The 21,227-nt window shown below is 67.7% G+C and carries 23 protein-coding genes, 1 tRNA gene and 1 pseudogene; 22 read left to right on the top strand and 3 right to left on the bottom strand.

What is annotated here, in order from left to right; translation table 11 throughout:
* Positions 1 to 317: 317 nt before the first annotated feature.
* The 5 genes from AC3IRM_RS07625 to AC3IRM_RS07605 all read left to right on the top strand — a co-directional run bounded on the left by AC3IRM_RS07625 (position 318) and on the right by AC3IRM_RS07605 (position 4,006).
* A tRNA-Val gene (locus AC3IRM_RS07625) sits at positions 318 to 392 on the top strand.
* 213 nt (positions 393 to 605) lie between these two features.
* Complete coding sequence (locus AC3IRM_RS07620; protein ID WP_489205596.1) at positions 606 to 1,436, top strand: transglutaminase domain-containing protein; 831 nt, start codon at positions 606 to 608, stop codon at positions 1,434 to 1,436.
* 18 nt (positions 1,437 to 1,454) lie between these two features.
* Positions 1,455 to 2,552: a zinc-binding metallopeptidase family protein gene (locus AC3IRM_RS07615; protein ID WP_489205595.1), complete on the top strand. Its 1,098-nt coding sequence runs from the start codon at positions 1,455 to 1,457 to the stop codon at positions 2,550 to 2,552.
* Between the two features lie 135 nt (positions 2,553 to 2,687).
* On the top strand, positions 2,688 to 3,338 hold the full coding sequence (locus AC3IRM_RS07610; RefSeq protein WP_489205594.1) for a TenA family protein: 651 nt from the start codon (positions 2,688 to 2,690) through the stop codon (positions 3,336 to 3,338).
* Positions 3,338 to 4,006, top strand: coding sequence for a TenA family protein (locus tag AC3IRM_RS07605; protein WP_489205593.1), 669 nt, complete (start codon positions 3,338 to 3,340; stop codon positions 4,004 to 4,006). Before AC3IRM_RS07610 ends, AC3IRM_RS07605 begins: the two co-directional genes overlap by 1 nt.
* A 13-nt stretch (positions 4,007 to 4,019) precedes the next feature.
* On the opposite strand, the gene AC3IRM_RS07600 is transcribed toward AC3IRM_RS07605, so the two are convergent.
* Positions 4,020 to 4,493, bottom strand: coding sequence for an FKBP-type peptidyl-prolyl cis-trans isomerase (locus AC3IRM_RS07600; protein WP_489205592.1), 474 nt, complete (start codon positions 4,491 to 4,493; stop codon positions 4,020 to 4,022).
* A gap of 213 nt (positions 4,494 to 4,706) precedes the next feature.
* On the opposite strand from AC3IRM_RS07600, the gene AC3IRM_RS07595 reads away from it, so the two are divergent.
* From AC3IRM_RS07595 to trmY, 7 genes are all read left to right on the top strand, one after another.
* Positions 4,707 to 5,195: a YaiI/YqxD family protein gene (locus AC3IRM_RS07595; RefSeq protein ID WP_489205870.1), complete on the top strand. Its 489-nt coding sequence runs from the start codon at positions 4,707 to 4,709 to the stop codon at positions 5,193 to 5,195.
* A gap of 138 nt (positions 5,196 to 5,333) precedes the next feature.
* The gene (gene rlmF, locus AC3IRM_RS07590; protein WP_489205591.1) at positions 5,334 to 6,296 is read left to right on the top strand and encodes a 23S rRNA (adenine(1618)-N(6))-methyltransferase RlmF; all 963 of its coding nucleotides are present in this window, start codon (positions 5,334 to 5,336) and stop codon (positions 6,294 to 6,296) included.
* Positions 6,297 to 6,376: 80 nt separating this feature from the next.
* On the top strand, positions 6,377 to 6,748 hold the full coding sequence (locus tag AC3IRM_RS07585; protein WP_489205590.1) for a hypothetical protein: 372 nt from the start codon (positions 6,377 to 6,379) through the stop codon (positions 6,746 to 6,748).
* Positions 6,749 to 7,100: 352 nt separating this feature from the next.
* The gene (locus AC3IRM_RS07580; RefSeq protein ID WP_489205589.1) at positions 7,101 to 7,583 is read left to right on the top strand and encodes a DUF4126 family protein; all 483 of its coding nucleotides are present in this window, start codon (positions 7,101 to 7,103) and stop codon (positions 7,581 to 7,583) included.
* 172 nt (positions 7,584 to 7,755) lie between these two features.
* Complete coding sequence (locus AC3IRM_RS07575) at positions 7,756 to 8,583, top strand: ParB N-terminal domain-containing protein (RefSeq protein WP_489205588.1); 828 nt, start codon at positions 7,756 to 7,758, stop codon at positions 8,581 to 8,583.
* Between the two features lie 134 nt (positions 8,584 to 8,717).
* Positions 8,718 to 8,870, top strand: coding sequence for a hypothetical protein (locus AC3IRM_RS07570; RefSeq protein ID WP_489205587.1), 153 nt, complete (start codon positions 8,718 to 8,720; stop codon positions 8,868 to 8,870).
* 200 nt (positions 8,871 to 9,070) lie between these two features.
* Positions 9,071 to 9,664, top strand: a complete 594-nt coding sequence (gene trmY, locus AC3IRM_RS07565; RefSeq protein ID WP_489205586.1) for a tRNA (pseudouridine(54)-N(1))-methyltransferase TrmY — start codon at positions 9,071 to 9,073, stop codon at positions 9,662 to 9,664.
* Between the two features lie 308 nt (positions 9,665 to 9,972).
* Here the strand turns inward: trmY and AC3IRM_RS07560 are convergent, their stop codons facing one another.
* Positions 9,973 to 10,443, bottom strand: coding sequence for a YehS family protein (locus AC3IRM_RS07560; protein WP_489205585.1), 471 nt, complete (start codon positions 10,441 to 10,443; stop codon positions 9,973 to 9,975).
* Between the two features lie 197 nt (positions 10,444 to 10,640).
* Here AC3IRM_RS07560 and AC3IRM_RS07555 point away from each other — a divergent pair, with 197 nt between their 5' ends.
* A complete protein-coding gene (locus AC3IRM_RS07555) occupies positions 10,641 to 11,363 on the top strand; it encodes an rRNA pseudouridine synthase (protein WP_489205584.1) in 723 nt (240 codons plus the stop codon).
* 188 nt (positions 11,364 to 11,551) lie between these two features.
* Positions 11,552 to 11,893: a nuclear transport factor 2 family protein gene (locus tag AC3IRM_RS07550; RefSeq protein ID WP_489205583.1), complete on the top strand. Its 342-nt coding sequence runs from the start codon at positions 11,552 to 11,554 to the stop codon at positions 11,891 to 11,893.
* A gap of 176 nt (positions 11,894 to 12,069) precedes the next feature.
* On the opposite strand, the gene AC3IRM_RS07545 is transcribed toward AC3IRM_RS07550, so the two are convergent.
* Entirely contained in the window at positions 12,070 to 12,642 is a 573-nt protein-coding gene (locus tag AC3IRM_RS07545; RefSeq protein ID WP_489205582.1) for a lipocalin family protein, read from the bottom strand.
* A gap of 484 nt (positions 12,643 to 13,126) precedes the next feature.
* Between AC3IRM_RS07545 and AC3IRM_RS07540 the strand changes: the two genes are divergently transcribed.
* The 8 genes and pseudogenes from AC3IRM_RS07540 (at position 13,127) to AC3IRM_RS07505 (ending at position 21,219) form a co-directional block, all read left to right on the top strand.
* A complete protein-coding gene (locus tag AC3IRM_RS07540) occupies positions 13,127 to 15,289 on the top strand; it encodes a TonB-dependent siderophore receptor (RefSeq protein ID WP_489205581.1) in 2,163 nt (720 codons plus the stop codon).
* 35 nt (positions 15,290 to 15,324) lie between these two features.
* Positions 15,325 to 15,636 carry an iron uptake protein gene (locus AC3IRM_RS07535; RefSeq protein ID WP_489205580.1) on the top strand — a complete coding sequence of 104 codons (312 nt, stop codon included), beginning with the start codon at positions 15,325 to 15,327 and terminating at the stop codon, positions 15,634 to 15,636.
* Positions 15,636 to 17,324 (top strand): PepSY-associated TM helix domain-containing protein, encoded by a 1,689-nt coding sequence (locus tag AC3IRM_RS07530; protein WP_489205579.1) that lies wholly within the window; start codon positions 15,636 to 15,638, stop codon positions 17,322 to 17,324. Before AC3IRM_RS07535 ends, AC3IRM_RS07530 begins: the two co-directional genes overlap by 1 nt.
* Positions 17,317 to 17,676, top strand: a complete 360-nt coding sequence (locus tag AC3IRM_RS07525) for a DUF3325 domain-containing protein (RefSeq protein WP_489205578.1) — start codon at positions 17,317 to 17,319, stop codon at positions 17,674 to 17,676. The genes AC3IRM_RS07530 and AC3IRM_RS07525 overlap by 8 nt, the downstream gene beginning before the upstream one ends.
* A gap of 46 nt (positions 17,677 to 17,722) precedes the next feature.
* Positions 17,723 to 18,203, top strand: a pseudogene (locus tag AC3IRM_RS07520) (VOC family protein).
* A 76-nt stretch (positions 18,204 to 18,279) separates the two neighbouring features.
* A complete protein-coding gene (locus tag AC3IRM_RS07515; RefSeq protein ID WP_489205577.1) occupies positions 18,280 to 19,137 on the top strand; it encodes a hypothetical protein in 858 nt (285 codons plus the stop codon).
* Between the two features lie 83 nt (positions 19,138 to 19,220).
* Complete coding sequence (locus AC3IRM_RS07510; protein WP_489205576.1) at positions 19,221 to 19,643, top strand: phage baseplate assembly protein V; 423 nt, start codon at positions 19,221 to 19,223, stop codon at positions 19,641 to 19,643.
* Between the two features lie 424 nt (positions 19,644 to 20,067).
* Positions 20,068 to 21,219 (top strand): SPFH domain-containing protein, encoded by a 1,152-nt coding sequence (locus AC3IRM_RS07505; RefSeq protein WP_489205575.1) that lies wholly within the window; start codon positions 20,068 to 20,070, stop codon positions 21,217 to 21,219.
* Positions 21,220 to 21,227: the final 8 nt, after the last annotated feature.

Below are 21,227 nucleotides of genomic sequence, written 5' to 3'. Positions count from 1 at the left end.
AGAAGGCCATCTCATGCGCGCGGCCGAGCCATCCGAGCCCGTCGCCCCGGCGCAGGCCGGGGCCCAGCGACTTCTGCACCGGACTCGACTGACAGTTCATCGCGCGCAGACGCTGGCGCGTGGCCTTCGCCGGGGCGAAGAGATCACAAGCAAGGCAACGTCTGCGGCCTCTCCGCGCGAGCCGAACAGCCGCCCGCAACACCCGCTTGTCGCCAACGGGAATCACCCGTAGAATTCGCGTCCCGATCGCGCCACCCTTCGCGGGTCCAGCGCACAGGAGACGGTCCAGGCAGTTTGCCCACCCCTCCGAACGATCCGGGCGGTTAGCTCAGCGGTAGAGCATTGCCTTCACACGGCAAGGGTCACAGGTTCAATCCCTGTACCGCCCACCAGACACCACGCGTGTGTGCGAGAGAGCCGGCCCGAGCGCCGGCTTTTTCGTACGCGTGCGTTCCAGCCCTGCGTACAACCCTCGCCGTCCGCGATCGACGGTCATGTCCGTGTGTTCCGCTTCGTGATCGTGCGCTGGTTGAACCGGCGCCCTCCACGTCCACTGCACGAACCCGCGCCTACCGTGGCGCACCTCCAAGGAAGATCTCCCCGCAATGCGTGTCCAGGCCGGCTGCGAACTCTCGATCGAAACCGACATCGCCAGCCCGGTCGTCGCCATGTTGCGGCCGCGCGACGGCGTGGCGCGCTGGCGCATCAACGATCGCTCGGGATTCGATCGCAGTCACGGGTTCGACGAGCACGTCGACAGCTTCGGCAACCGGTGCCAGCGCTTCGTGGTGCCCAAGGGACTGACCCGCGTGCGGATCGACACCACCGTCGAGACCACGCCGGATATCCAGGTCGCGCCCGACGCACCCGCTATCGATCCTGGTGCGCTGCCGGCCGAGACGCTGCAGTTCCTGCTGCCCAGCCGCTACTGTCCGTCGGATCGCGGCGCGATGTGGGAACAGGCACGCACAGTAGTCGGTGATGCCGCGCCGGGCTATGCCCAGGCCGAGGCGATCCGCCGCTGGATCGCCGCCCACCTCGATTACCGCTACGGCGTCAGCAACGCCAGCACCGATGCACAGGACACCCTGGCGCACGGCGCCGGTGTCTGCCGCGATTTCGCGCACGTGGGCATCACCCTGTGTCGCGCGCTCGATATTCCCGCTCGCATGGTCGTGGGCTGGCTGCACGACCTCAAGCCGATGGACATGCATGCCTGGTTCGAGGCCTATCTCGGCGGCGCCTGGTACACCTTCGACGCCACCCAGTCCGCGCCGCGCGGCGGACGCGTGGTGATCGCGCATGGCCGGGACGCCGCCGACGTCGCGTTCCTGACCAGCTATCGCCCCCTGCGTACACTGTCGCTGCGTGTCTGGGCCGATCTCGAATCTTCCGCCGCTCGCACGTTCGACGACGATCTCGGCCACGCGGCCTGATCCCGGAGCGACACTGCCATGCAACTGTTCAAATGCTCGCATTGCGAGCAGGTGCTGTATTTCGAGAACACCGCGTGCCTGCGTTGCGGCAAGACCCTGGGCTTTCTGCCGCAGACACTGACACTCGAAGCACTCGATCTCGATGCCGGCGAATGGATCACGCCCGCGCGCCCCGGCGCACGCTTCAAGTTCTGCCGCAATGCCACGCATTCGGCCTGCAACTGGCTGCTGCCCACCAGTGACCCGAACGGTTATTGCCTAGCCTGCCGGCACAACCGCACGATCCCCAATCTCGCCGATGCCGAGCGGCTGGCCGACTGGCAGAAGATCGAGGTCGCCAAGCGGCGCCTGTTCTACACGCTACTGCGCCTGCAGCTGCCGACGCCTGCACCCGGCAGCGGCGATCCGCGGCCGTTGTCGTTCGATTTCCTGGCCGACCCGAAAACCGGCCCCAAGGTCATGACCGGCCACGACAACGGCCATATCACGATTGCGCTCGCCGAGGCCGACGACGCGGCGCGCGAGGCGACGCGCATCGCGATGGGCGAGCTGTACCGCACGCTGCTCGGGCATTTCCGCCACGAGATCGGTCATTACTACTGGGACCGGCTGGTGCGTGACGCGGGCGAGGAGGAGCTCGCGCGTTGCCGTGCGCTGTTCGGCGACGACCGCCGCAGCTACAGCGACGCGCTGCAGATCTATTACGATCACGGCGCCCCGAACGACTGGCAGGCCGCGCACGTCAGTCCCTACGCGACGATGCATCCGTGGGAAGACTGGGCCGAGACCTGGGCGCATTACCTGCACATCGTCGACACGCTGGAAATGGCGTCGGCGTTCGGTATCCGCATCGCACCGGACGTCGCCGATGATCCGTCGATGGAAACCGACCTGTCGTTCGATCCGCACCGGGTCGCCGACATCCAGCGTCTGGTCGATGCCTGGTTGCCGCTGACCTGGGCGATCAACAGCCTTAACCGCACGATGGGCCATCCGGACATCTATCCGTTCGTGATCGCGCCGCCCGTCGTCGAGAAGATGGCCTACATCCACGGCCTGATCCGGCGCGCACGCCGCTCGGCTGCCGCAAAACCGGCGTCGCCCGCCACGCCCTGAGCGCAGCGTGACGCGTGCATCGCGCCGGCTTGGACGCAGACGCAACGCTGCACGACAATCACGCCTCGTCTGCGATGTGCGGCACGCCGCAGCGCCCAACCTTCTGCGCCCGTCGCGCCCCGCCTTGGAGTTGCCATGACCCTGCGTTTCAGTGAATGCCTGCGCCAGTCCTGCGCGTCCACCTGGACGCGCGCGGTCGAGCATCGTTTCGTCCGCGAAATCGGCGACGGCACCATCGCCGACGACGTGATGGCCGGATACCTGATCCAGGACCACCGCTTCCTCGACAGCTTTCTGGTGCTCCTGGGCGCGGCGATCGCCAGCAGCGACCGCTTCGAATCGCGACTGGTGCTCGGCCGTTTCGTCGGCATGGTCTGCGGCGAGGAGAATACCTATTTCCTGCGCGCATTCGACGCGCTGGGCGTGGACGCCGACACGCGGACCCGCACGCCCGATACTGTGCCGACCGCCGGCTTCAAGGCGATCATGCGCGAGGCCGCAGCGACGCGGTCCTATGCCGCGATGCTCGCGGTGCTCAACGTCGCCGAAGGTCTCTATCTGGACTGGGCGCAGCACGTGCCGCGCCCGCTGCCGGACAATTTCGTGCACGCCGAGTGGGTCACGCTGCACGACAACCCGATGTTCGTGGACTTCGTCGCGTTCCTGCAGACCGAGCTCGATCGCGTGGGACCGAACGACGCCGCGCTCGCGGAGGACTTCTTCAGGCGCGCCGTGGATCTCGAACTCGCGTTCTTCGACGCGGCCTACGCGGACGGCGACGCCTGATGTCGCTGTTCGAACGCCTCAAGGCTGCCGCGCCCGCCGAGTGGCGCAGTTACGTCGATCACGCGTTCGTGCGCGGTATGGGCGACGGCACACTGCCCCAAGCCGCATTCCGCACGTATCTGGTGCAGGACTACCTGTTCCTGATCCAGTTCGCGCGCGCCAATGCGCTGGCCGCCTACAAGAGCCGCACGCTCGCCGACCTGCGCGCCGCCAAGAACGGTCTTTCGGCAATTGTCGATGTCGAACTCGATCTGCACGTGCGGCTGTGCGAGCGCTGGGGTCTGTCGCCGGCCGACATCGAAGCCGCGCCCGAGCATCAGGCGACTGTCGCCTACACGCGCTTCGTGCTCGATTGCGGCATGTCCGGCGATCTGCTCGACCTGCACGTCGCACTGGCGCCCTGCGTGCTCGGCTACGCCGAGATCGGACGCGCGCTGGCGCCGACCGGTGTGGATGCACTCGCCGGACATCCGTATCGCGACTGGATCGCCGAATACGCCGGCGACGCATACCAGACCGTCGCCGCGAATGCCTCGCGCCATCTCGACGATCTCGGCGCGCGCTATCTCGGCCCGGGGCGCTTCGACGAACTCGCCGCGCTGTTCGGCAAGGCCTCACGTCTGGAGGCCGACTTCTGGCAGATGGGGCTGGACGCGGCCGGTCGCTGATCGCAACGCGCGGTCAGGCGGCCTGCTGGACGACCTGGCCGACTTCCTTTTCTTCGTCGGTCGCGTCGCGCACGGCGACGATCTCGATCGCGAAATGCAGGGTCTTGCCGGCCAGCGGATGGTTGCCGTCGATCTTGACCTCGGTGTCGCCCACCTCGACCACGGTCACCAGCATCGGACCGGCGCCGCCTTGGGCCTGGAACTGCATGCCCGGCTCGATCGTGTCGATGCCCTGGAACGCCTGGCGCGGCACCGCCTGGACCAGGCTGTCGTTGCGCAGGCCGTAGCCTTCTTCGGGCTTCACGTCGACCTTGAGCGCATCGCCGGCTTTGTGGCCTTCCAACGCCTGCTCCAGGCCCGGAACTATATTGCCGCCACCGTGGAAATACGGCAGCGGATTGCCTTCGGCCGACTTGTCGATGACGTTGCCGTCGTCGTCGGTGAGGGTGTAGTGGAACGTGGCGACGCGCGCAGCGGCGATCTCCATGGACGAACTCCTTGGATGCAGTGAAACGAAGGGGAATGCTGCAGAAGGCACCGGTAGAACGCACGGTGCAGCAGCGATGTCACATGACCCACGATACCGGTGGCGACCGATCGGCGCAAACCTGCGGCCTCGCGCGTTCGACGCCCGTACACTTCGAAAACGCGCGGAAATGGCTGGAATTGCCGCGCATCCGCCTCGACCCGCTGGATGACGATGCACGCAGACGACGCCGATACCGACACACCGCCGCAGATCTGGGTCGATGCCGACGCCTGCCCCGTCGTGATCCGCGACATCCTCTTCCGCGCCGCCGAACGCGCGCAGGTCCACGTGACCTTCGTCGCCAATCATTGGCTGCGCACGCCGGGCTCGCGCTACCTCCGGGCATTGCAGGTCTCCGGTGGCTACGACGTCGCCGACGATGCGATCGCCGAGCGTGCGCGTCCAGGCGATCTCGTCGTCACCCAGGATATTCCGCTGGCCGCGCGCGTGGTCGAACGCGGCGCCGATGCGATCGATCCGCGTGGGCAACGCTTCACGCCCGACAACATCGCCGAGCGCCTGTCGATGCGGAATTTCATGGACGAACTGCGCGGCGCCGGCGTGCAGACCGGCGGTCCCGCTGCCCTGCATGCGCGTGACCGGCAGGCGTTCGCCAGCCGGCTGGACCAGTGGATCGCCGCGCGCAACGGGCGGCGATGACACGCCGATCCGTCGCTGTGGCGGATCAGGAGATGACGATGCAGCGCGCGGAGCGGCACGCCCCCTTCACCGCCCGGCTCTCGTGCGGTCCACAATAGCGGCATGTCACGTCGCTCATCCCCCACAGAACCGCAGCTGATGCATCCGCGCAACCGCCACCAGGGTCGGTATGACCTCAAGCGGCTCTCCCGGGTCACACCTGCACTGCAGCCTTTTCTCGTGCGCACGCCTGCCGGCGACACCAGCGTGGACTTCTCCAATCCGCGCGCGGTGCGCTTTCTCAACCAGGCGCTGCTGAAGGCCGATTACGGCATCGCGCACTGGGAAATTCCGGAGTCCTACCTGTGCCCACCGGTGCCGGGCCGCGCGGACTATGTCCACGGGCTTGCCGACCTGCTCGCAAGCGACCGTGACGGCGACATCCCGCGTGGCGATGATGTGCGTCTGTTCGATCTCGGCACCGGTGCGAACGTGATCTACCCGCTGCTCGGACACACCGAGTACGGCTGGCACTTCGTCGGCTCGGACATCGACGAGACGGCGCTGCGCATCGCCGAATCGATCGTGCGCGGCAACCAGCTCGGCAGCGCGATCGAAGTCCGCCCACAGACGCTGCGCGGCCATCTGTTCCATGGCGTTCTGCGCCCGGGGGATCGATATGCCGCCACGCTGTGCAACCCGCCGTTCCATGCGTCGGCGGCCGAGGCCAATCGCAGCGGACGCGACAAACGCCGCAATCTGGCGGCGCGTTCGGACGGTCCGCCGCGCGCGTCGCGCAAGCTGCCGCTGAACTTCAGTGGCCGTGACGGCGAACTCTGGTGCCAGGGCGGTGAAGCGCGGTTCGTGCGCAAGATGATCCGTGAGAGCGTGGATTTCGGATCACAGGTGCTGTGGTTCAGCAGTCTGATCTCGAAGTCGGCGCATCTGCCGGGTCTGCGTGCCGAACTGCGCAAGGCCGGTGCGGTGGACGTGCGCGAGGTCGCAATGGCGCAGGGCAACAAGCAAAGCCGGTTCTTGGCCTGGAGCTTCCAGGGGACCGATGCCCGCCGTGACTGGTGGCGTCAACCCGCACATCCGACGCCCGGCCACGGCAAGCCCTGACACACACCCAGGGCGAGCCCCCGCGCGAGCACGACAGGCGCTGCCTACGCTGGTTCTCCCGTTGCCGGAGCACCGGATCGATGGCCAGTCGAATCGCCCGCGTCACACTCGTCCTCATACTCGCAATCGTGGCGCCCGGCAGGTCGGACGCACAGGCACAGACCGGCGAGCAGGGCCTGTTCTGGCGGTCCGGCGATCCGTTCGTTTTCTGCCGCCATGGCATGCAGCACAGCCCCAGAGCCTGGTTCCCGGTTCCGAACTACGCCACCTCCATTCCCCTGCCGACCCCCGGCTACTGCCCCTGGCCGACGCTGTATTGCAACTGGGCAAAGGGCTGGAGCCCGGAAGAGATGGTCGCCTACTCCACCTACCTGCGCATCTGCCCGCAGGCCGAACGCTCCGGTCGCTGGGAGGGCGCAGGCGACGGCACCCAGGCGCCGTTCTCGCACTGACACACCCGACCGACCGGATGCGTTCCCGCGATATCCGCCGCCTTTCCCGTTCTTGGCGCCCACCGCGCGCGAGGCATCAGTGTCGAGTCAGCGTTCGAGCCCGGCCGGCGCGATGCCGCGCGTCTTGCCCTGCGGCATCTGCCATTCGACAGATGTGCCCTTCTTCAGCGTGCCGGTCATCGGGCCTGCCCCTTCGATACGCGGAGCGGAGAGCCTCTCCGTCGCGGCGCGCGGCAGAAGTAAAAAGTCCGGCGTTCAGCCGCGAAAGTGTGGGTGACGACACCGGATTCACCACTGCCCCGGCCATGATCCGGTTCGGCCTGCATCCGCGGGCACAACACGGATACTTCCGATGTCACTGATCCACTCGATCCTGATGGGCGCCGTGGCCGGCATGCGCGCGATGACGCCGCTGGCGACGATCGCCAACGCCGCCTGCAACGGCACCCTGCCCCGCGGCAACGGCGCGCCGCGCCTGATGTCGAACCGCCTGGCCTCGACCGGCGCCAAATTGCTGGCGGCGGGCGAGCTGGCCGGCGACAAGATGGAGAATGCGCCCGACCGCATCGTGCCGGCCGGCATGCTGGCGCGCGTCGTCACCGGCGCGATCGTCGGCATGGCGCTCGCGCCGCGCGATCAGCGCCCGCTGGCAGCCGTGCTCGGCGCCGGTGCCGCGGTCGGCATGGCCTATGTCACGTTCAACCTGCGCGTGCGCGCGATGCGCCGGTTCGGGCAGAAGGCGACCGGCGCGGTCGAGGATGCGATCGCGGTCGGCAGCGCCACGTTGATCGCGCGCAGCGCCGCGCCGAAGCGTCGAAGGTTGCTGCGCCGCTGATCTGCGCCAAGGCGCGCTGCGCCGCGCCTTCAGATCACCACACGCGCCGCGACGCATCACTCGATGCGTTGTTCGCGCCTGCGCGTGCGCACGTGAGACGGCCCCGCGCAAGTCTCAACATCCGCGAACGGGCGCCCCTACAATGCGCGCCCCCCGGTCGTGGTCGCCTCGCATGCACATCGTCGTTCTCGAAGAACTCAAGGCCTACATCGATCCGCTGACCCCGGACGAGTACGAGGCGCTCGAGCGCAGCCTGCTCGCCGAAGGCTGTCGTGACGCGCTGGTGCTCTGGGGCGATGTGCTCGTCGATGGCCACAACCGCTACGGCATCTGCCAGAAGCACGACATTCCGTTCAACACGGTCCAGAACACGCGCTTCCAGTCGATGGAGGACGTGCATCTGTGGATGATCGAGCAGCATCTCGGCCGTCGCAGCCTGTCGGATTACCAGCGTGGCGTGCTCGCGTTGCGCAAGCGCGACATCGTCGCCGCGCGACAGCAGGCACAGCGCATCGCCGCACTGGAGACCGCGCCCGCCCAGGACGCGCCGGTCGAGGACACCGATGACCGCCCGCCGTGGGACGACGCGCCGTCGCAGGTCAGCCGCGCCGAGCTCGCGCGCGAAGCCAAGCTCAGCAGCAACCAGGTGGCGATGATCGAGCGCATCCATGCCCAGGCCACGCCCGAACTCGTGGAAGCCCTGAAGTCAGGTGCGATCTCGATGAGCGCGGCGGCCGCCGTCGCCAGCCTCCCCGAAGACGAGCAGCGCAGCGCCGCCCAGTCCGGCAAGGACGAACTCAAGCAGGCCGCCAAGCGCGCACGCGATGCGAAGAAGCGTCCGAAGCCCGGCAGTGAGGACGGGGCGACGCCCGACGGCGCGACGCCGGCGCCAGACGCAAAGGCGCTGCAGCGCCGCGTCACTGAACTGGAGCGCGAGAACGCGGATCTTCGCGGCCAGATCGAAACGCTGCAGAACCAGATCGTGCGGCTGCGCGGCTGATGAGCCGCGTCCGGCTTCCGTTTTCCGGCCTGTGGCGCGTCGCGCCGTGGGCCGGTTTCCGACCCTGAATAGTGAAACTGGATGCGACCACCTCCCAGATGAGACACTAGCCCGCTCAATCCAAGGGAGTTTCCGTGGCCAAGCCCAACTATTCGTTCGAAAAGCGTCAGCGCGAACTCGCCAAAAAGAAGAAGCAGGACGAGAAGGACGCGAAGAAGCGCGCCGAACGCGACGCTGCCAAGGGCACCGCAGAGCCGGAGCAGAATTCCGGTTCCGAGTCGGCCTGATCGCAGCGCCGGGCGGCACGTGGCCGCCCGGCATGGCCTTCCGGCCCTGTCGCCCTGCCGCCCTGCGCGACCGCATCCGGTCGTTGAGCTGGCGATCCGTTTGCGTCCGTGCGGCCTCCGCTTCGCCTGAGCCACGCTTGCATCGGCGACGCGCGGTGAATCGCCGGGATCGGATTCGACGACAGACATCTTCGACACGCATGCGAACTTTCGTACTCCGCGCGCGCGCCGCGCCCACCGACAGCCACGCGTTGCTGGCATCCGTCGGTCAGGACGCGCATACCGAAATCCTTGCGCACACGCTGATGAACGCGATGTTCGTCGCGCAGTCGCACCGCCCCGATGTCACCGTCTACCTGGTGCTGGAAAGCACGCGGGATTTCTCGCGCACGATCCGCTTCGAGGTCAACGCCATGCACGACATCGGCGGCTTCGACGAGCGCGCGTTGCTGGGCAAGATCGCCAGGGCGCTGGACGCCTCGCGCGGCATGGGCAAGGACGAGACGCGACCGGTGGAATCGGGCGTCGAGGTCCGCACCACAAGTTTCGAGCGGCTGGTGCAGACGCTGGCCGAAGACCATCAGCTGTTCCTGATGGACCGCAAGGGCACGCCGATCCGCGAGCAGACGTTCGCGGACAAGCCCTGCTTCCTGTTGACCGACCACATTCCGATGCCGAAGAAGACGATTCCCGGCCTCGAACGCATGGGCGCGAAGAAGATCGCACTCGGTCCGAAGATGCTGTTCGCCTCGCAGTGCGTGGTGCTGATCCACTACGAGCTGGATCAGGGCTGAGCCGCGCGGCTCCTGCCGCGCAGGTGGTGCACGTGCTGCGTCGACGCGTGTCGCGCCTCGATGACCGAAAGAGCGCCTGCCCGTATTTGTCGCAGAGGTCGACGCACAGCGCGTGTCGGGTGAGGCTTGGCGCTCCGACCGAAGGCGTTCAAAAGCACCCTCATCCGCCCTTCGGGCACCTTCTCCCAGAGGGAGAAGGAGCAACGGGGGTCACGTGCGCTAACTTCGGCGCCAGCTGAGGCCAGCGGCATCCGCGAGCGCGTGTCTGGAAGGCGCCCGCCAGAAGCGGCCCGCCTGCACGCGCGCCCTCAGCCGCCGCGCACGCGCAGCGTCAGCCCCTTGAGGAAGTTGCGCAGCAGCTGATCGCCGCAGGGGCGGAAGTTGCGATGCCCCGCCTGGCGGAACAGCGCCGACATTTCGGGCTTGGAGATCGGAAAGCCCGCGTCGGCGAAGATCTGGTGCATGTCGACATCGGTCAGTTCGAACGCGACGCGCAGTTTCTTCAGCACCACATTGTTGCTGATGCGCGATTCGACCGGACGCGCCGCCTGGCGTTCGTCGCGGCCACGGCGGTGCACGATCAGCCCGTCGAGCACGTGCGCGAGCACGCTGTCGCTGCAGGCCACGTAGCCGGGCTCGTCTTCCTTCAGCAGCAGCGGACGCACGTCGTCCTTGTCGAGGGCGAAGTCGGGATCCACCAGCTTGGCGAGATCGACGACCTTCTGGTCGCTCAGGTCGAGCATGTAACGGATGCTGCGCAGGACGTCGTTGGTGATCATCGATCCAACAGGGCGGTTCGGAAGAGGCGCAATTCTACCGTTGCCGACACAGGCTCCCGACACGGGCGTGCAACGAGCCGGCACATCCAGGCCGGGAACGCCTGATTCGCAGCCAATGCGCGCAGCAGCGACGCGCGACGAACGCGTGGACCTGCCCCGCTCGCTACACTGCCCGCCCCGATTGCCGGCTGTGCCCGATGTCCGCCCCCGTCCGACTGGCCAAACGCGTCTCCGAACTCGCCCGCTGCTCGCGCAGCGAAGCCGAGCAGTACATCGAAGGCGGTTGGGTGTCGGTCGACGGTCGCGTCGTGGACATGCCGCAGCACATGGTGACCACCGAAGCGGTCGAACTCGACGCGGCCGCGCGGCTTGCAGTGGCCGAACCGGCGACGATCCTGTTCCACAAGCCTGCCGGTCTCGATGCGTTCTCCACGTCCGACGCCGCCCTGCCCTACGTCGATGCGGCCACGCGCTGGAACGAGGACCCGACCGAGGTGCGCCTGCTGCAACGTCATTTCCACCGCTTGACACCACTCGCGCCGCTGGAGCCCGAGGCCAGCGGACTGATGGTGCTGAGCCAGGACGGCCGCGTGTGGCGGCGTCTGACCGAAGACCTCGATGGCATCGAGCAGGAATTCGTCGTCGAAGTGACCGGCGAGATGCCGTTCTACGGCATGCAGCGTCTCAAGCACGGCTTGCAGTACGACGGCCACACGCTGCCGCCGTGCAAGGTCAGCTGGCAGAACGAAGTGCGCCTGCGCTTCGCGATCAAGGGCGTGCGCCCCGGCCAGCTGCGCGACATGTGCGCGCAGGTCGGGCTTGGCGTGGTCTGGATCCGGCGCCTGCGCATCGGGCGCGTGTCGCTGGCGAAGATGCCGGTCGGTGCGTGGCGCTATCTGCCGGTCGAAGACCGCTTCTGATCGCAAGGTGGCGCCGCGCGATCCCGCGTCACCCTCGCTTTGGCCGAGACGCCGGACACGCTGCACCACGGCCGTGCGCAATGTCGCGGGGTTCGCCTGAATGCACGACCCGTGCAACCTGCCGCGCTTCATCCACGGGTGGCCCGGTGCCGGTATCGTCTGCGCTCCACGTCGACCGAAGCGCCGCCATGTCCAACCAGCACAAAAGCGCGCTTCGGCAGGCCAACGCGGCGATCAGCCGTGGGGACATCGAAGGGTTTCTGGCGTATTGCACCGACGATATCCAGTGGACGACGGTGGGCGTGTCGACACTCGACGGCAAGGACGCCGTGCGTCAGTGGATGGCCGATGCCTACTCCGCGCCGCCGGTGTTCACGGTCGACCATCTCATTGCGGAAGAGGACTTCGTGATCGCGCTGGGCAGTCTCATCGCCACCGCGGCCGATGGCAGCGAGACGCGCCATGCGTACTCGGATGTCTGGCGCTTCCACGACGGCAAGATGGCGGAGCTGCGCGCCTTCGTGATCTGAGCCTGCCTGTGCCGGATCGCGAGCGCGGATGCGTGCGACGCACGACCTTCGCCGGCCCGATGCTCCCGGCGCACGCGGAGACCCGTACACCGGCCCCGCATCCCGGCGCCAGCCTCTGAAGCGCGCCGCGGGCGCCACTGCGCATGGCGCGGCATGCGGCAAGCGCGCGACTGCGCTCAGCCCGCCTCCGGCATCTCCTGTGAGCGCTGGGGCGTGTCGATCAGCTTCTCGATCGGATAGCCCATCGCGCGCGCCTGTTCGACCAGGCGCGACCGCACGCCGGAATCGAGCTGCGGCGTGCGCGACAGGATCCACAGGTAATCCCTGCCCGGTGCGCCCACCATCGCCCAGCGGTAGTCTGACTCGTCGAGCGCGATCACCCAGTAATCGCCCCAGACCATCGGCAGCCAGGACAGCCACTGCGGCGCAAACCGCACTTCCAGCGTTGAAGTCCGACCATCCACCACGCGCGCAACGCCGCGGGCTTCGTCGAAGCTGCCATCCTGGGTGCGGCACCGGTTCACAACGGCGACCGTGCCGTCGTCATTGACGCTGTAGCGGGCCGTGGTGTCGGCAACGCACTTGCGCTGGAAGAACATCGGCAGGTGCGCCTGCTCGTACCAGGTGCCGGCGTAGCGCGCGAGATCGACGGCCGCCACCGGCTCGTTGGGTCGTACAGGCGGCACGGTATCGGCGCCGATCGCGGGGGCGGACAGGCCGGCAGCGATCAGCAGAGAGAGGAGGCGCATGGGCCGCTCCACGTGGAAAACGCGATTCTCCCGCCGCGTGGCGTGCTGAAAATGTGAGGCGGCGCGATCCGGCATACGGGCGTATCGCGACACGCCCCCGAGCGGGCGTCCTGCGAAGCGGCCAGTCGCGCGCGTCGGCCCGGCGTGTCCCTGCAGTCGCGGGTCATGCTCGCCGAGGGCCTGCACGCGGCGAAGCCTCGCCTGCTGGACGCCCCGAGTCGGATCACGCAGCTGGCTGCCTCACAACACTTGCGAAATGACATTCATTCGCATTTAATGCACGGGCAGTTTCAGACGCCCGCGGAGCGGGCAGGCAACCGACGCCGCCATCGCGGGGCCCACGCGGCTTTTCGAGGACGCGCGAACCGATCACCCAATGCTGCCTTCGGCAGCGGGACTGCATCCGTTGGCAGCGCGCCGGACATGCGCGCCCCAGCGAATCCCGATCGCTTCCCTCCCCATGCCTCGCAAGGTCCCTACGTCCATGCTTCGTCCGCAGTCCGTCGCTCCGTTCCGCACGCCCGCCAAAGCCGTTCTTTCGCTCGCCATCGGCCTCGCCCTCTCGACCGCGGCGCTGCCCGCCTTCGCCGCCCCGCAGGACGCCGCTGGCAGCGGGACCGACGCCACCGAACTGGACACGATCCTCGTGGTCGCGCAGCGCGCAGGCCGGGTGAGCAACGGCGCGACCAATCTCGATCTCGACATCAAGGACACGCCGCAGTCGATCAGCATCGTCAGCAGCGAACAGATGCAGCAGTTTGGCGCCGACAGCCTCAACGAGGCGCTGCGCCTGGCGACCGGCATCCAGGTCGAGGAATGGGAGACCAACCGCAGCAACTACACCGCGCGCGGCTTCGACATCGCCAACACTCAGATCGACGGCGTCGGCCTGCCCAACGGCTGGGGCATCGTCACCGGCGCGATGGACACCTTCGGCTACGAGAAGCTCGAAGTGATCCGCGGCGCCAACGGCCTGCTGACCGGCGTCGGCAATGCGGCCGGCACGATCAACTACGTGCGCAAGCGTCCGACCAACCACGCCGAGGGCAGCGCGGGTATCAGTGTCGGCTCCTGGGGCACGACGCGCGCCGAAGTGGACTACTCCACGCCGTTCACCGACGACGGCCGCTGGGCCGGCCGCATCGTCGCCGCGCACGAGGAAGGTGATTCCTGGCTGCGCGGCAAGGACGACCGCCGCGACTTCGTCTATGGCGTCGTCGACGGCCAGATCGGCGACAACGGCACGCTGACGCTCGGCGCTTCGTGGCAGGACGCGCGCACCGACGGCAACATGTGGGGGGCGCTCGGTTTCATGTACAGCGACGGCACCCAGGCGCGCTGGGACCGTGGCGCGTCGACCACTCAGGACTGGACCTACTGGGACACCACCAGCCGGACCGCGTTCGCCGAATACGTGCACCAGCTGGGCTCGGACTGGCAAGTCAAGTTGGCGTACAACCGTCGTGACATCCGCAACGACGACCGCCTGTTCTACGCGACCGACTTCAACGGCACCGGTCTCGAGCCCGACACCAATCTGGGCCTGTACGGCTATCCGTGGGGCGGCGAGGACGAACTGACTGCCGATCTGGTCTCGGCAACGGTCAACGGGCATTTCCAGATGTTCGGACGCGACCAGGAACTGATGTTCGGCGTCGGCTGGTCGCGCAGCGAAAACATCAACTCCGAATACGCCGGTGCGCTGTGCAGCGGCGCGCCCTGCGGCTACATCCCGATGCCGGGCTTCCCGTGGGGCGGCGACGTGGTGCCGGAGCCGGTCTGGGGCGCAAGCTCGGTCTACAGCACCCTCGACGAGCGCCTCAAGCGCGCCTACGGCGCCACCCGCCTGTCGTTCACCGATCGCCTCAAGGCGGTCGTCGGCTTCAACTATGCGCAATACCACCGCGACGGCATCAACTACGGCGTGACCTTCGACCAGACCGAAAGCGAGACCAGTCCCTACGCCGGCCTGACCTACGACTTCAGCCCGAACGTACTGGGTTACGTCAGCTATTCCGACATCTACCAGCCGCAGAGCCAGTCGGACGCCGATGGCCGTTATCTCGATCCGACCAAGGGCGCGAACTTCGAGGTGGGCGTCAAGGCCGACTGGCTCGACCAGCGCCTGCTGACGACGCTGGCGGTGTTCCGCGCCGAGCAGAACGGGCTGGCGACCGGCGCCGGCTACAACGACAGCGGCCAGTTCTACTACGAGGGCGTGGACGTCGAATCCAAAGGCGTCGAGCTCGAAGCCACCGGTCGCCTGAGCGAACACGTGGATCTCGTCGTCGGCTACACCGCGCTCAAGCTCACCGGCCAGGACGGCGACGACACCTACCGCTGGGTGCCGCGTCGCACCGCGAACCTCGTGCTCAGCGCGCGGCTGCCCAGCTACACCGCGCTGTCGTTCGGCGTGGGCGGTCGCTGGCAGAGCGACATCTCCAATGTCGAGACCAGTGGCTTCACCGTGCGCCAGGACAGCTATGCGGTGTTCAACGGCTTCGTCGGCTGGGACTTCCAGCCCAACGCCACGCTGCGCCTCAACGTCAACAACGTCGGCGATGAGACCTACGTCAACACACTGCGTTACAGCGGGTATTACGGCGCGCCGCGCAACTACACGCTGAGCCTGAATTACCGCTTCTGATGCCCGCTCTTCCGCTTTCAGACACCGCCGCCGCCATGTCCTACGCCAGTGCCATTCCCTCCCCCACCCCACGCCTGCGGCTCGCCGCGCGCATCGGTGCCGCCGTGTTCGGCGGCTATGCCTTCACCTGGGGCGTCATCGCCGCGGGTGCCGCGCTGTTATTCAAGGCCGGCATGGATTTCCACGATGCCGAGTTCCTGGCGAGCGCAGTCGGCCTGCTGGTGTTCCTGACGATGTTCCTGTGGACGTTCGCCACGCACCGGCTCCTGTTGGCATGGATGCTGCTGGTAGGCGGTGGCGCGCTGCTGGCCGGCGTCGCCTCGCTGGTCCAGGCGAGCATCGTCTGATGGCCGCACAGGTCGTGGTGACGCAGAGTTTCCGCCAGGCGATGGCGTGGCTGCACACGTGGTTCGGCCTCGTGCTCGGCTTCGTGCTGATGGCGGCGTTCTTCTTCGGCGCGCTGTCGGTGTTCGACCGCGAGATCGACCGCTGGGCAATTCCGTCCACGCGTTTCGAACCGCAGCCGATGCCGTCGTTCGAGCAGATCCTGCGGCCGGCGTTCGAGCGCATGCAGCCCACACGGCAGGCGATCGATGCAATGCGTCCGCGCGTCGACGGGCCGATGCCCGAGCACTTCGACACCGTGGCCAACTGGAGCGCATACACGACGCACCGCGATCCCGTGGTCGCCGTGTTCGCCGGTTTCCAGGTGCCGGGCGCGCAGGATCCCGACGAAGCGATCTTTGCGCTGGGCACCATCGATCCGCGCGACGGCACGGCGCTGCCGGACGACCGTCTCAAGATCGGCAGCGGTTTCTTCTACCCGATGCACTACAGCCTGACGCTGGACTGGAAGAACCTCGGCTTCTGGATCGTCGGTTTCTCGGCGCTGGTGATGCTGGCCGCGCTGGTCAGCGGCGTGGTGATGCACCGCAAGTTCTTCCGCGAACTCTTCACCTTCCGACCCGGCAAGGGCGGCCTGCGCAGCGTGCTGGACCTGCACAACCTCACCGGCGTGGTCGCGCTGCCGTTCCACTTCTTCTTCGCGTTCACCGGTCTGGTGATCTTCTCGGCGACGTATTTCTTCCCGGTCGGCCACACCCAGCTGCACGACCTGCACGATCTGCATGCCGCGACCGAAGCCCAAGAGCTAGGCCTGCCGCATCGGCGCGCCGGTGTGCCCGGCGGACTGGCGAACGTGGACGCGATGGTCGCCGAGGCGCAGCGCCGCTGGGAAGCGCGCGACATGGCCGGCGATGTCGGCTTCCTCGTGCTGCAGCACGTCGGCGACGCGAATGGCTACGTCAGTGTGTACCGCGCCGGCACCGATCGCATCGCGCTGGTCGGCCAGGGCATCCACTTCAAGGCCTCGACAGGCGCGCTGATCCGCGAGGACCCCGTCGCCACACCGGTCGGCAAGGTCGCCGAATTCCTGACCGGCCTGCACCTGCAGCATTTCCGCCACTGGCTGCTGCGCTGGCTGTATGTCGTCGGCGGCCTGCTGGGCGCGGTGTGCATCGCCACCGGCTTCGTGTTCTTCGTCGAGAAGCGCAAACGCCAGCACGCGAAACAGGGCAGCCAGGGCGCACGCATCGTCGACGCGCTGGCAGTGACGATGATCACCGGCATGGTCGCGGCGACGCTCGGCATCCTCGTCGCCAACCGCCTGCTGCCGGACGATCTGCCGGCCCGCGGCGACTGGGAGCGCTACGCGTTCTGGGGCACCTGGGCGCTGGCCTTGATGCATGCAGGCCTGCGCAGCGCGCCGGTCGCACGCGGCTTGGCGAATCCGGCCTGGCGCGAACAGTGCGGCGCGATCGTCTTGCTGGCACTGGCCGCCGTCGCGCTCAACTGGATCACCACCGGTGACCACCTGTTGCGCACGATCAGTGCCGGCTACTGGCCGGTGGCGGGCGTCGATCTCGCCCTGCTGGTGACCGCGACCGTCGCCGGCGCGACCGGCGTATATCTGCGTCGACGCGCGGCCGCTACGGTGACTGCCGAACATCCGCGCCGGGAGGCCGCCCATGCATGAGGCTTCGCACGCCGCCTGGTTGCTGAGCGCGGCCCTGCTCGCCAGCGTGCTCGGCATGGCCTGGCTGGCGCTGGCGATGCCGACGCACGGCCAGCAGGTCTGGGGCGCGCCGGTGTCCTCCACGCGCGCGCTGCGCTTGCTGGGTGCGGTTGCCCTCGCCATTTCACTCGCACTGTGCCTGTGCTGCGATCACGCCTCGATGGCTGCGCTGGTCTGGATCATGTCCCTGGCCGCTGCCGCATTCCTGGTCGCAATGACGCTGGCCTGGCACCCGCGCTGGCTGGCGCGGTTGGCGCCGTGGATCGGCCGCGCAGACAGGCGTGACGCGCTGAGCCCGCGCACACCGGTTTAAACGTTCCGGTGGCTTGCTCGATGCAACATCCACGAGGGACCGCGCCATGATTCCGAAGAACACGATCTGCCTGTAGTTCGACGGCACCGCGCTCGAAGCCACGGCGTTCTACGCCCGGACCTTTCCCGACAGCGCGGTCACCGCCGTCAACTCGGCGCCGGGCGACTCTCCCGATGGCAAGGCCGGCGCTCCCCTCACCGTCGGGTTCACGGTTTGCGGCATCCCCCTGCATCGGTCCCAACGGCGGTCCCCCCTGGCCGCACACCCAGGCGTTCTCGCTCCAGATCGCCACAGACGACCAGGCGGAGACCGACCGTCTGTGGAATGCGATCGTCGACAACGGTGGCACCGAAAGCGAATGCGGCGGGTGCCGGGACAGATGGGGCCTGCACTGGCAGATCACGCCGCGCGTCCTGACCGAGGCCTACACCGGCTCGGACCGTGAGGCCGCGCAACGCGTGTTCGCCGCGATGATGACGATGCGGAAGATCGACGTTGCTGCGATCGAGGCCGCCAAGCGCGGCTGACATGCCGAAATCCGGGCGCCGATCCCGACGGCGCCGGAAGGCGGTACGAGCCCACGCTGAGGCGCGGACTGCGGCCGTGCCTGCGCCGGTGGCGGTTTCGTGGCGGATTTTCCGTTCTCCTGTGCAATGCGCGCACCCGCGCCTGCCGTTGCCGCCCCTGGAGGACGCTGTGTACCCACCCGACCGCATGACCGCTCCGTCCGCGCCGATCGCCGTCGCCCTGCCCCGGCGACGCACCGTGTTCTTCCCGGTGATGGCACTCGTGCTGCTCGCCATGGTTGTCGCGGGATTCTGGAACACGCTCTTTTCCCGGCCAGAAACCAGCGGGCCGCTCGCGGTCCATCTCTACGTCCACGGTCTCGTGGTGACGGCGTGGTTCGTGCTGTTCTCGGTCCAGACCCTGCTGGTCGCCAACGGACGCACCACGCTGCACCGCGCGCTGGGTGTCGTGGGTGCGGTGATCGCATGCGGTGTCCTCGTGACCTCGCTGGTCACGCTTGCACAGCTCGTCCACAGCTGGCGCGCGCAGGGCGTGGACGTCGAGGCGCAGCGCCCGCTGCTCAGTCTGATCATCTGGGGCGATCTGGGCGCGCTGACCGCCTTTGCGGTGCTGCTGGTCCGCGGTCTGTTGCTGCGGCGCCGATCCGACGCTCACCGGCGTCTGATGCTGCTGGCCACACTCGCCATCATCTCGCCCGCGCTGATCCGCCTGGCCGACCTGCCCGCCTTCGCGGGCATCGACGGCGTGCTGCTCACGATGGTTGGCCTCCTGGCGCTGGCTGGCGTGCTCGTGCTGTACGACCTGGTGACCCTGCGGCGCATCCATCGGGAGACGCGCTGGGGCGTGCCCTTCTTCCTCGTCGTGCATCTGGCACCGGCCTTCCTGATGCCGGGTACGGCAGTGGATACATGGCTGATGGGACTGGTCTGGTAGGCACGACATCGGCGCCGGCAATCGCCCCCGATCCCCGACATTCCGGTCGACGTGCTTCCGGAACCGCTTTCTGGAGTTCATCAATGCCCTACTACGGCAAGTACCGCAGCATCGTTGTCGACAATCAGGATCCGGACGCCTTGGCCAGGCTGCAGGTACAGGTGCCCACCGTCGCCGGACCGCGTGTCCTGCGCTGGGCGTTGCCCTGTCTACCACCCGGCGTGCCGCTGGTGCTCCCCGACATCGGCGATACCGCATGGATCGAGTTCGAAGGTGGCGACATCGACATGCCACTGTGGTGCGGCGTGTTCTGGACGGGGCGATCGCGGCAGCTGCCGACACCGGCGGACGGGTCGCACCCCGAAACCTGGTCGATCCGGTCATCCGACGGCGCGACCATCGAAATCGGTCCCGAAGGGATCGTGCTCGACAACGGCAAAGGTGCGCGAATCACGCTGCGGGGACCGGCCGTCTCGATCAACGGCGGCGCTCTGGAGATCGTGTGATGCCGGCCGCTGTGCTGACCACGGCGTCGACCCTCGCCTGCGCGCACGGCGGTCAGGCCGTTGCGATACATGCCCACGCACGTGTGACCGTGTCCGGGGCCCCGGTCCTGTGCAGTGGCGATTCCGTCATGGTGTCCGGATGTCCTGCACCGGCGCCGTGCATCACCCTGACGCCATCGGAATCCCTGCGCGTCCGCGCCACCGGCCGGGCACTGGCCCCCGGCGATCCTGCCCCACGAAGTCGTGTGGAGACGCGGGCACCGTGGTCATGACGCAACGGCGCGTTCACGTGGCGTCGTAGGCCTTCCACGGCGCGCCGGCGCGCCGGCGTGACGACCTGCACTGGCGGTCGCTAACGCACGCGACGGTATAGTCCAGCGCAACAGCGGGCACGGTGCCCGGTCACGAACGGAAGGGAATTGTCATGGGTCTCGTACAGGCGGTGAAGGGTGCGGTCGGTGGCGTGCTGGCCGACCAGTGGAAGGACTTTCTGACGGTACCGACCGGTCTGCCGTCGACGGCGGCGCTGTTCGCGGCCGTGCCGCAGGGCACGAACGCCGGACGCGGTTCCAATACGCGCGGCTCGTCGAACATCATCAGCAACGGCTCGAAGATCGTCGTGCCCGAAGGCTACGGCCTGCTGCTGTTCCAGGACGGCGCGATCACCGGCTTCGTCGCCGAACCCGGCGGCTACGAATGGCGCTCGGACGACATCAATTCGCAGTCGATCTTCGCCGGCGACGGCATCGTCTCGCCGCTGATCAAGCAGAGCTGGGAACGCTTCAAGTTCGGCGGCCAGCCGGGCGCGCAGCAGGCGGCGTTCTTCGTCTCGCTCAAGCAACTGCCGGACAACCGCTTCGGCACGCAGTCGGAGATCTACTGGGACGACGGCTTCCTCGGCACCCAGGTCGGCGCGCTGACGCGCGGCTCCTACACGCTGAAGATCGTCGACCCGATCCTGTTCGTGAAGAACTTCGTACCGGCGAGCTATCTCGCACCGGGCCAGGTGTTCGACTTCACCGACATCGACAACGCGGCCGCCAGCCAGCTGTTCAACGAAGTCGTGGGCTCACTCGCACCGGCCTTCAGCCTGTACACGAACGATCCCGGCAAAGGCAACCGCATCACCAAGCTGCAGCAGGATTCGCTGGGCTTCGCGCAGAGCCTGTCGGCGGCTGTCGAACAGGGGTACCAGTGGAAGTCCGATCGCGGCCTGGCCATCGTCAAGACCGCCATCGTCTCGATCGAGTACGACGCCAACACGCGGGAACTGCTCAAGACCGTGCAGCGCGCCGACGCCCTCGCCGGCTCGCGCGGCAACTCCAACCTGCAGGCGAGCGTCGCCCAGGGCATGCAGTCCGCTGGCGAACACAGCGGCGCTGCAGGGCTCGTGGGTCTGGGCATGGCCTCGGGCATGGCCGGCGGCATCGGCAGCCTGCAGCAGCCGGCCACGCCCGCCGCGCCTGCGGCGGATGATCCGGTCGCCAAGCTCAAGAAGGCCAAGGAGATGCTGGACCTCGGCCTGATCACGCAGGACGATTACGACGCGCTCAAGGCCAAGGCGCTCGGCCTGTAAGCCGCCCG

The organism is Luteimonas sp. KH_071 (assembly GCF_057838005.1).
Note: the sequence above shows the minus strand (reverse complement) of the source record. Positions and strands in the feature narration are given on the sequence as shown.

Coding starts and splice junctions, on each gene's coding strand:
- AC3IRM_RS07620 (WP_489205596.1), top strand. CDS start 606: ATGCGTGTCCAGGCCGGCTGCGAACTCTCGATCGAAACCGACATCGCC.
- AC3IRM_RS07615 (WP_489205595.1), top strand. CDS start 1,455: ATGCAACTGTTCAAATGCTCGCATTGCGAGCAGGTGCTGTATTTCGAG.
- AC3IRM_RS07610 (WP_489205594.1), top strand. CDS start 2,688: ATGACCCTGCGTTTCAGTGAATGCCTGCGCCAGTCCTGCGCGTCCACC.
- AC3IRM_RS07605 (WP_489205593.1), top strand. CDS start 3,338: ATGTCGCTGTTCGAACGCCTCAAGGCTGCCGCGCCCGCCGAGTGGCGC.
- AC3IRM_RS07600 (WP_489205592.1), bottom strand. CDS start 4,493: ATGGAGATCGCCGCTGCGCGCGTCGCCACGTTCCACTACACCCTCACC.
- AC3IRM_RS07595 (WP_489205870.1), top strand. CDS start 4,707: ATGCACGCAGACGACGCCGATACCGACACACCGCCGCAGATCTGGGTC.
- rlmF (WP_489205591.1), top strand. CDS start 5,334: ATGCATCCGCGCAACCGCCACCAGGGTCGGTATGACCTCAAGCGGCTC.
- AC3IRM_RS07585 (WP_489205590.1), top strand. CDS start 6,377: ATGGCCAGTCGAATCGCCCGCGTCACACTCGTCCTCATACTCGCAATC.
- AC3IRM_RS07580 (WP_489205589.1), top strand. CDS start 7,101: ATGTCACTGATCCACTCGATCCTGATGGGCGCCGTGGCCGGCATGCGC.
- AC3IRM_RS07575 (WP_489205588.1), top strand. CDS start 7,756: ATGCACATCGTCGTTCTCGAAGAACTCAAGGCCTACATCGATCCGCTG.
- trmY (WP_489205586.1), top strand. CDS start 9,071: ATGCGAACTTTCGTACTCCGCGCGCGCGCCGCGCCCACCGACAGCCAC.
- AC3IRM_RS07560 (WP_489205585.1), bottom strand. CDS start 10,443: ATGATCACCAACGACGTCCTGCGCAGCATCCGTTACATGCTCGACCTG.
- AC3IRM_RS07555 (WP_489205584.1), top strand. CDS start 10,641: ATGTCCGCCCCCGTCCGACTGGCCAAACGCGTCTCCGAACTCGCCCGC.
- AC3IRM_RS07550 (WP_489205583.1), top strand. CDS start 11,552: ATGTCCAACCAGCACAAAAGCGCGCTTCGGCAGGCCAACGCGGCGATC.
- AC3IRM_RS07545 (WP_489205582.1), bottom strand. CDS start 12,642: ATGCGCCTCCTCTCTCTGCTGATCGCTGCCGGCCTGTCCGCCCCCGCG.
- AC3IRM_RS07540 (WP_489205581.1), top strand. CDS start 13,127: ATGCTTCGTCCGCAGTCCGTCGCTCCGTTCCGCACGCCCGCCAAAGCC.
- AC3IRM_RS07535 (WP_489205580.1), top strand. CDS start 15,325: ATGTCCTACGCCAGTGCCATTCCCTCCCCCACCCCACGCCTGCGGCTC.
- AC3IRM_RS07530 (WP_489205579.1), top strand. CDS start 15,636: ATGGCCGCACAGGTCGTGGTGACGCAGAGTTTCCGCCAGGCGATGGCG.
- AC3IRM_RS07525 (WP_489205578.1), top strand. CDS start 17,317: ATGCATGAGGCTTCGCACGCCGCCTGGTTGCTGAGCGCGGCCCTGCTC.
- AC3IRM_RS07510 (WP_489205576.1), top strand. CDS start 19,221: ATGCCCTACTACGGCAAGTACCGCAGCATCGTTGTCGACAATCAGGAT.
- AC3IRM_RS07505 (WP_489205575.1), top strand. CDS start 20,068: ATGGGTCTCGTACAGGCGGTGAAGGGTGCGGTCGGTGGCGTGCTGGCC.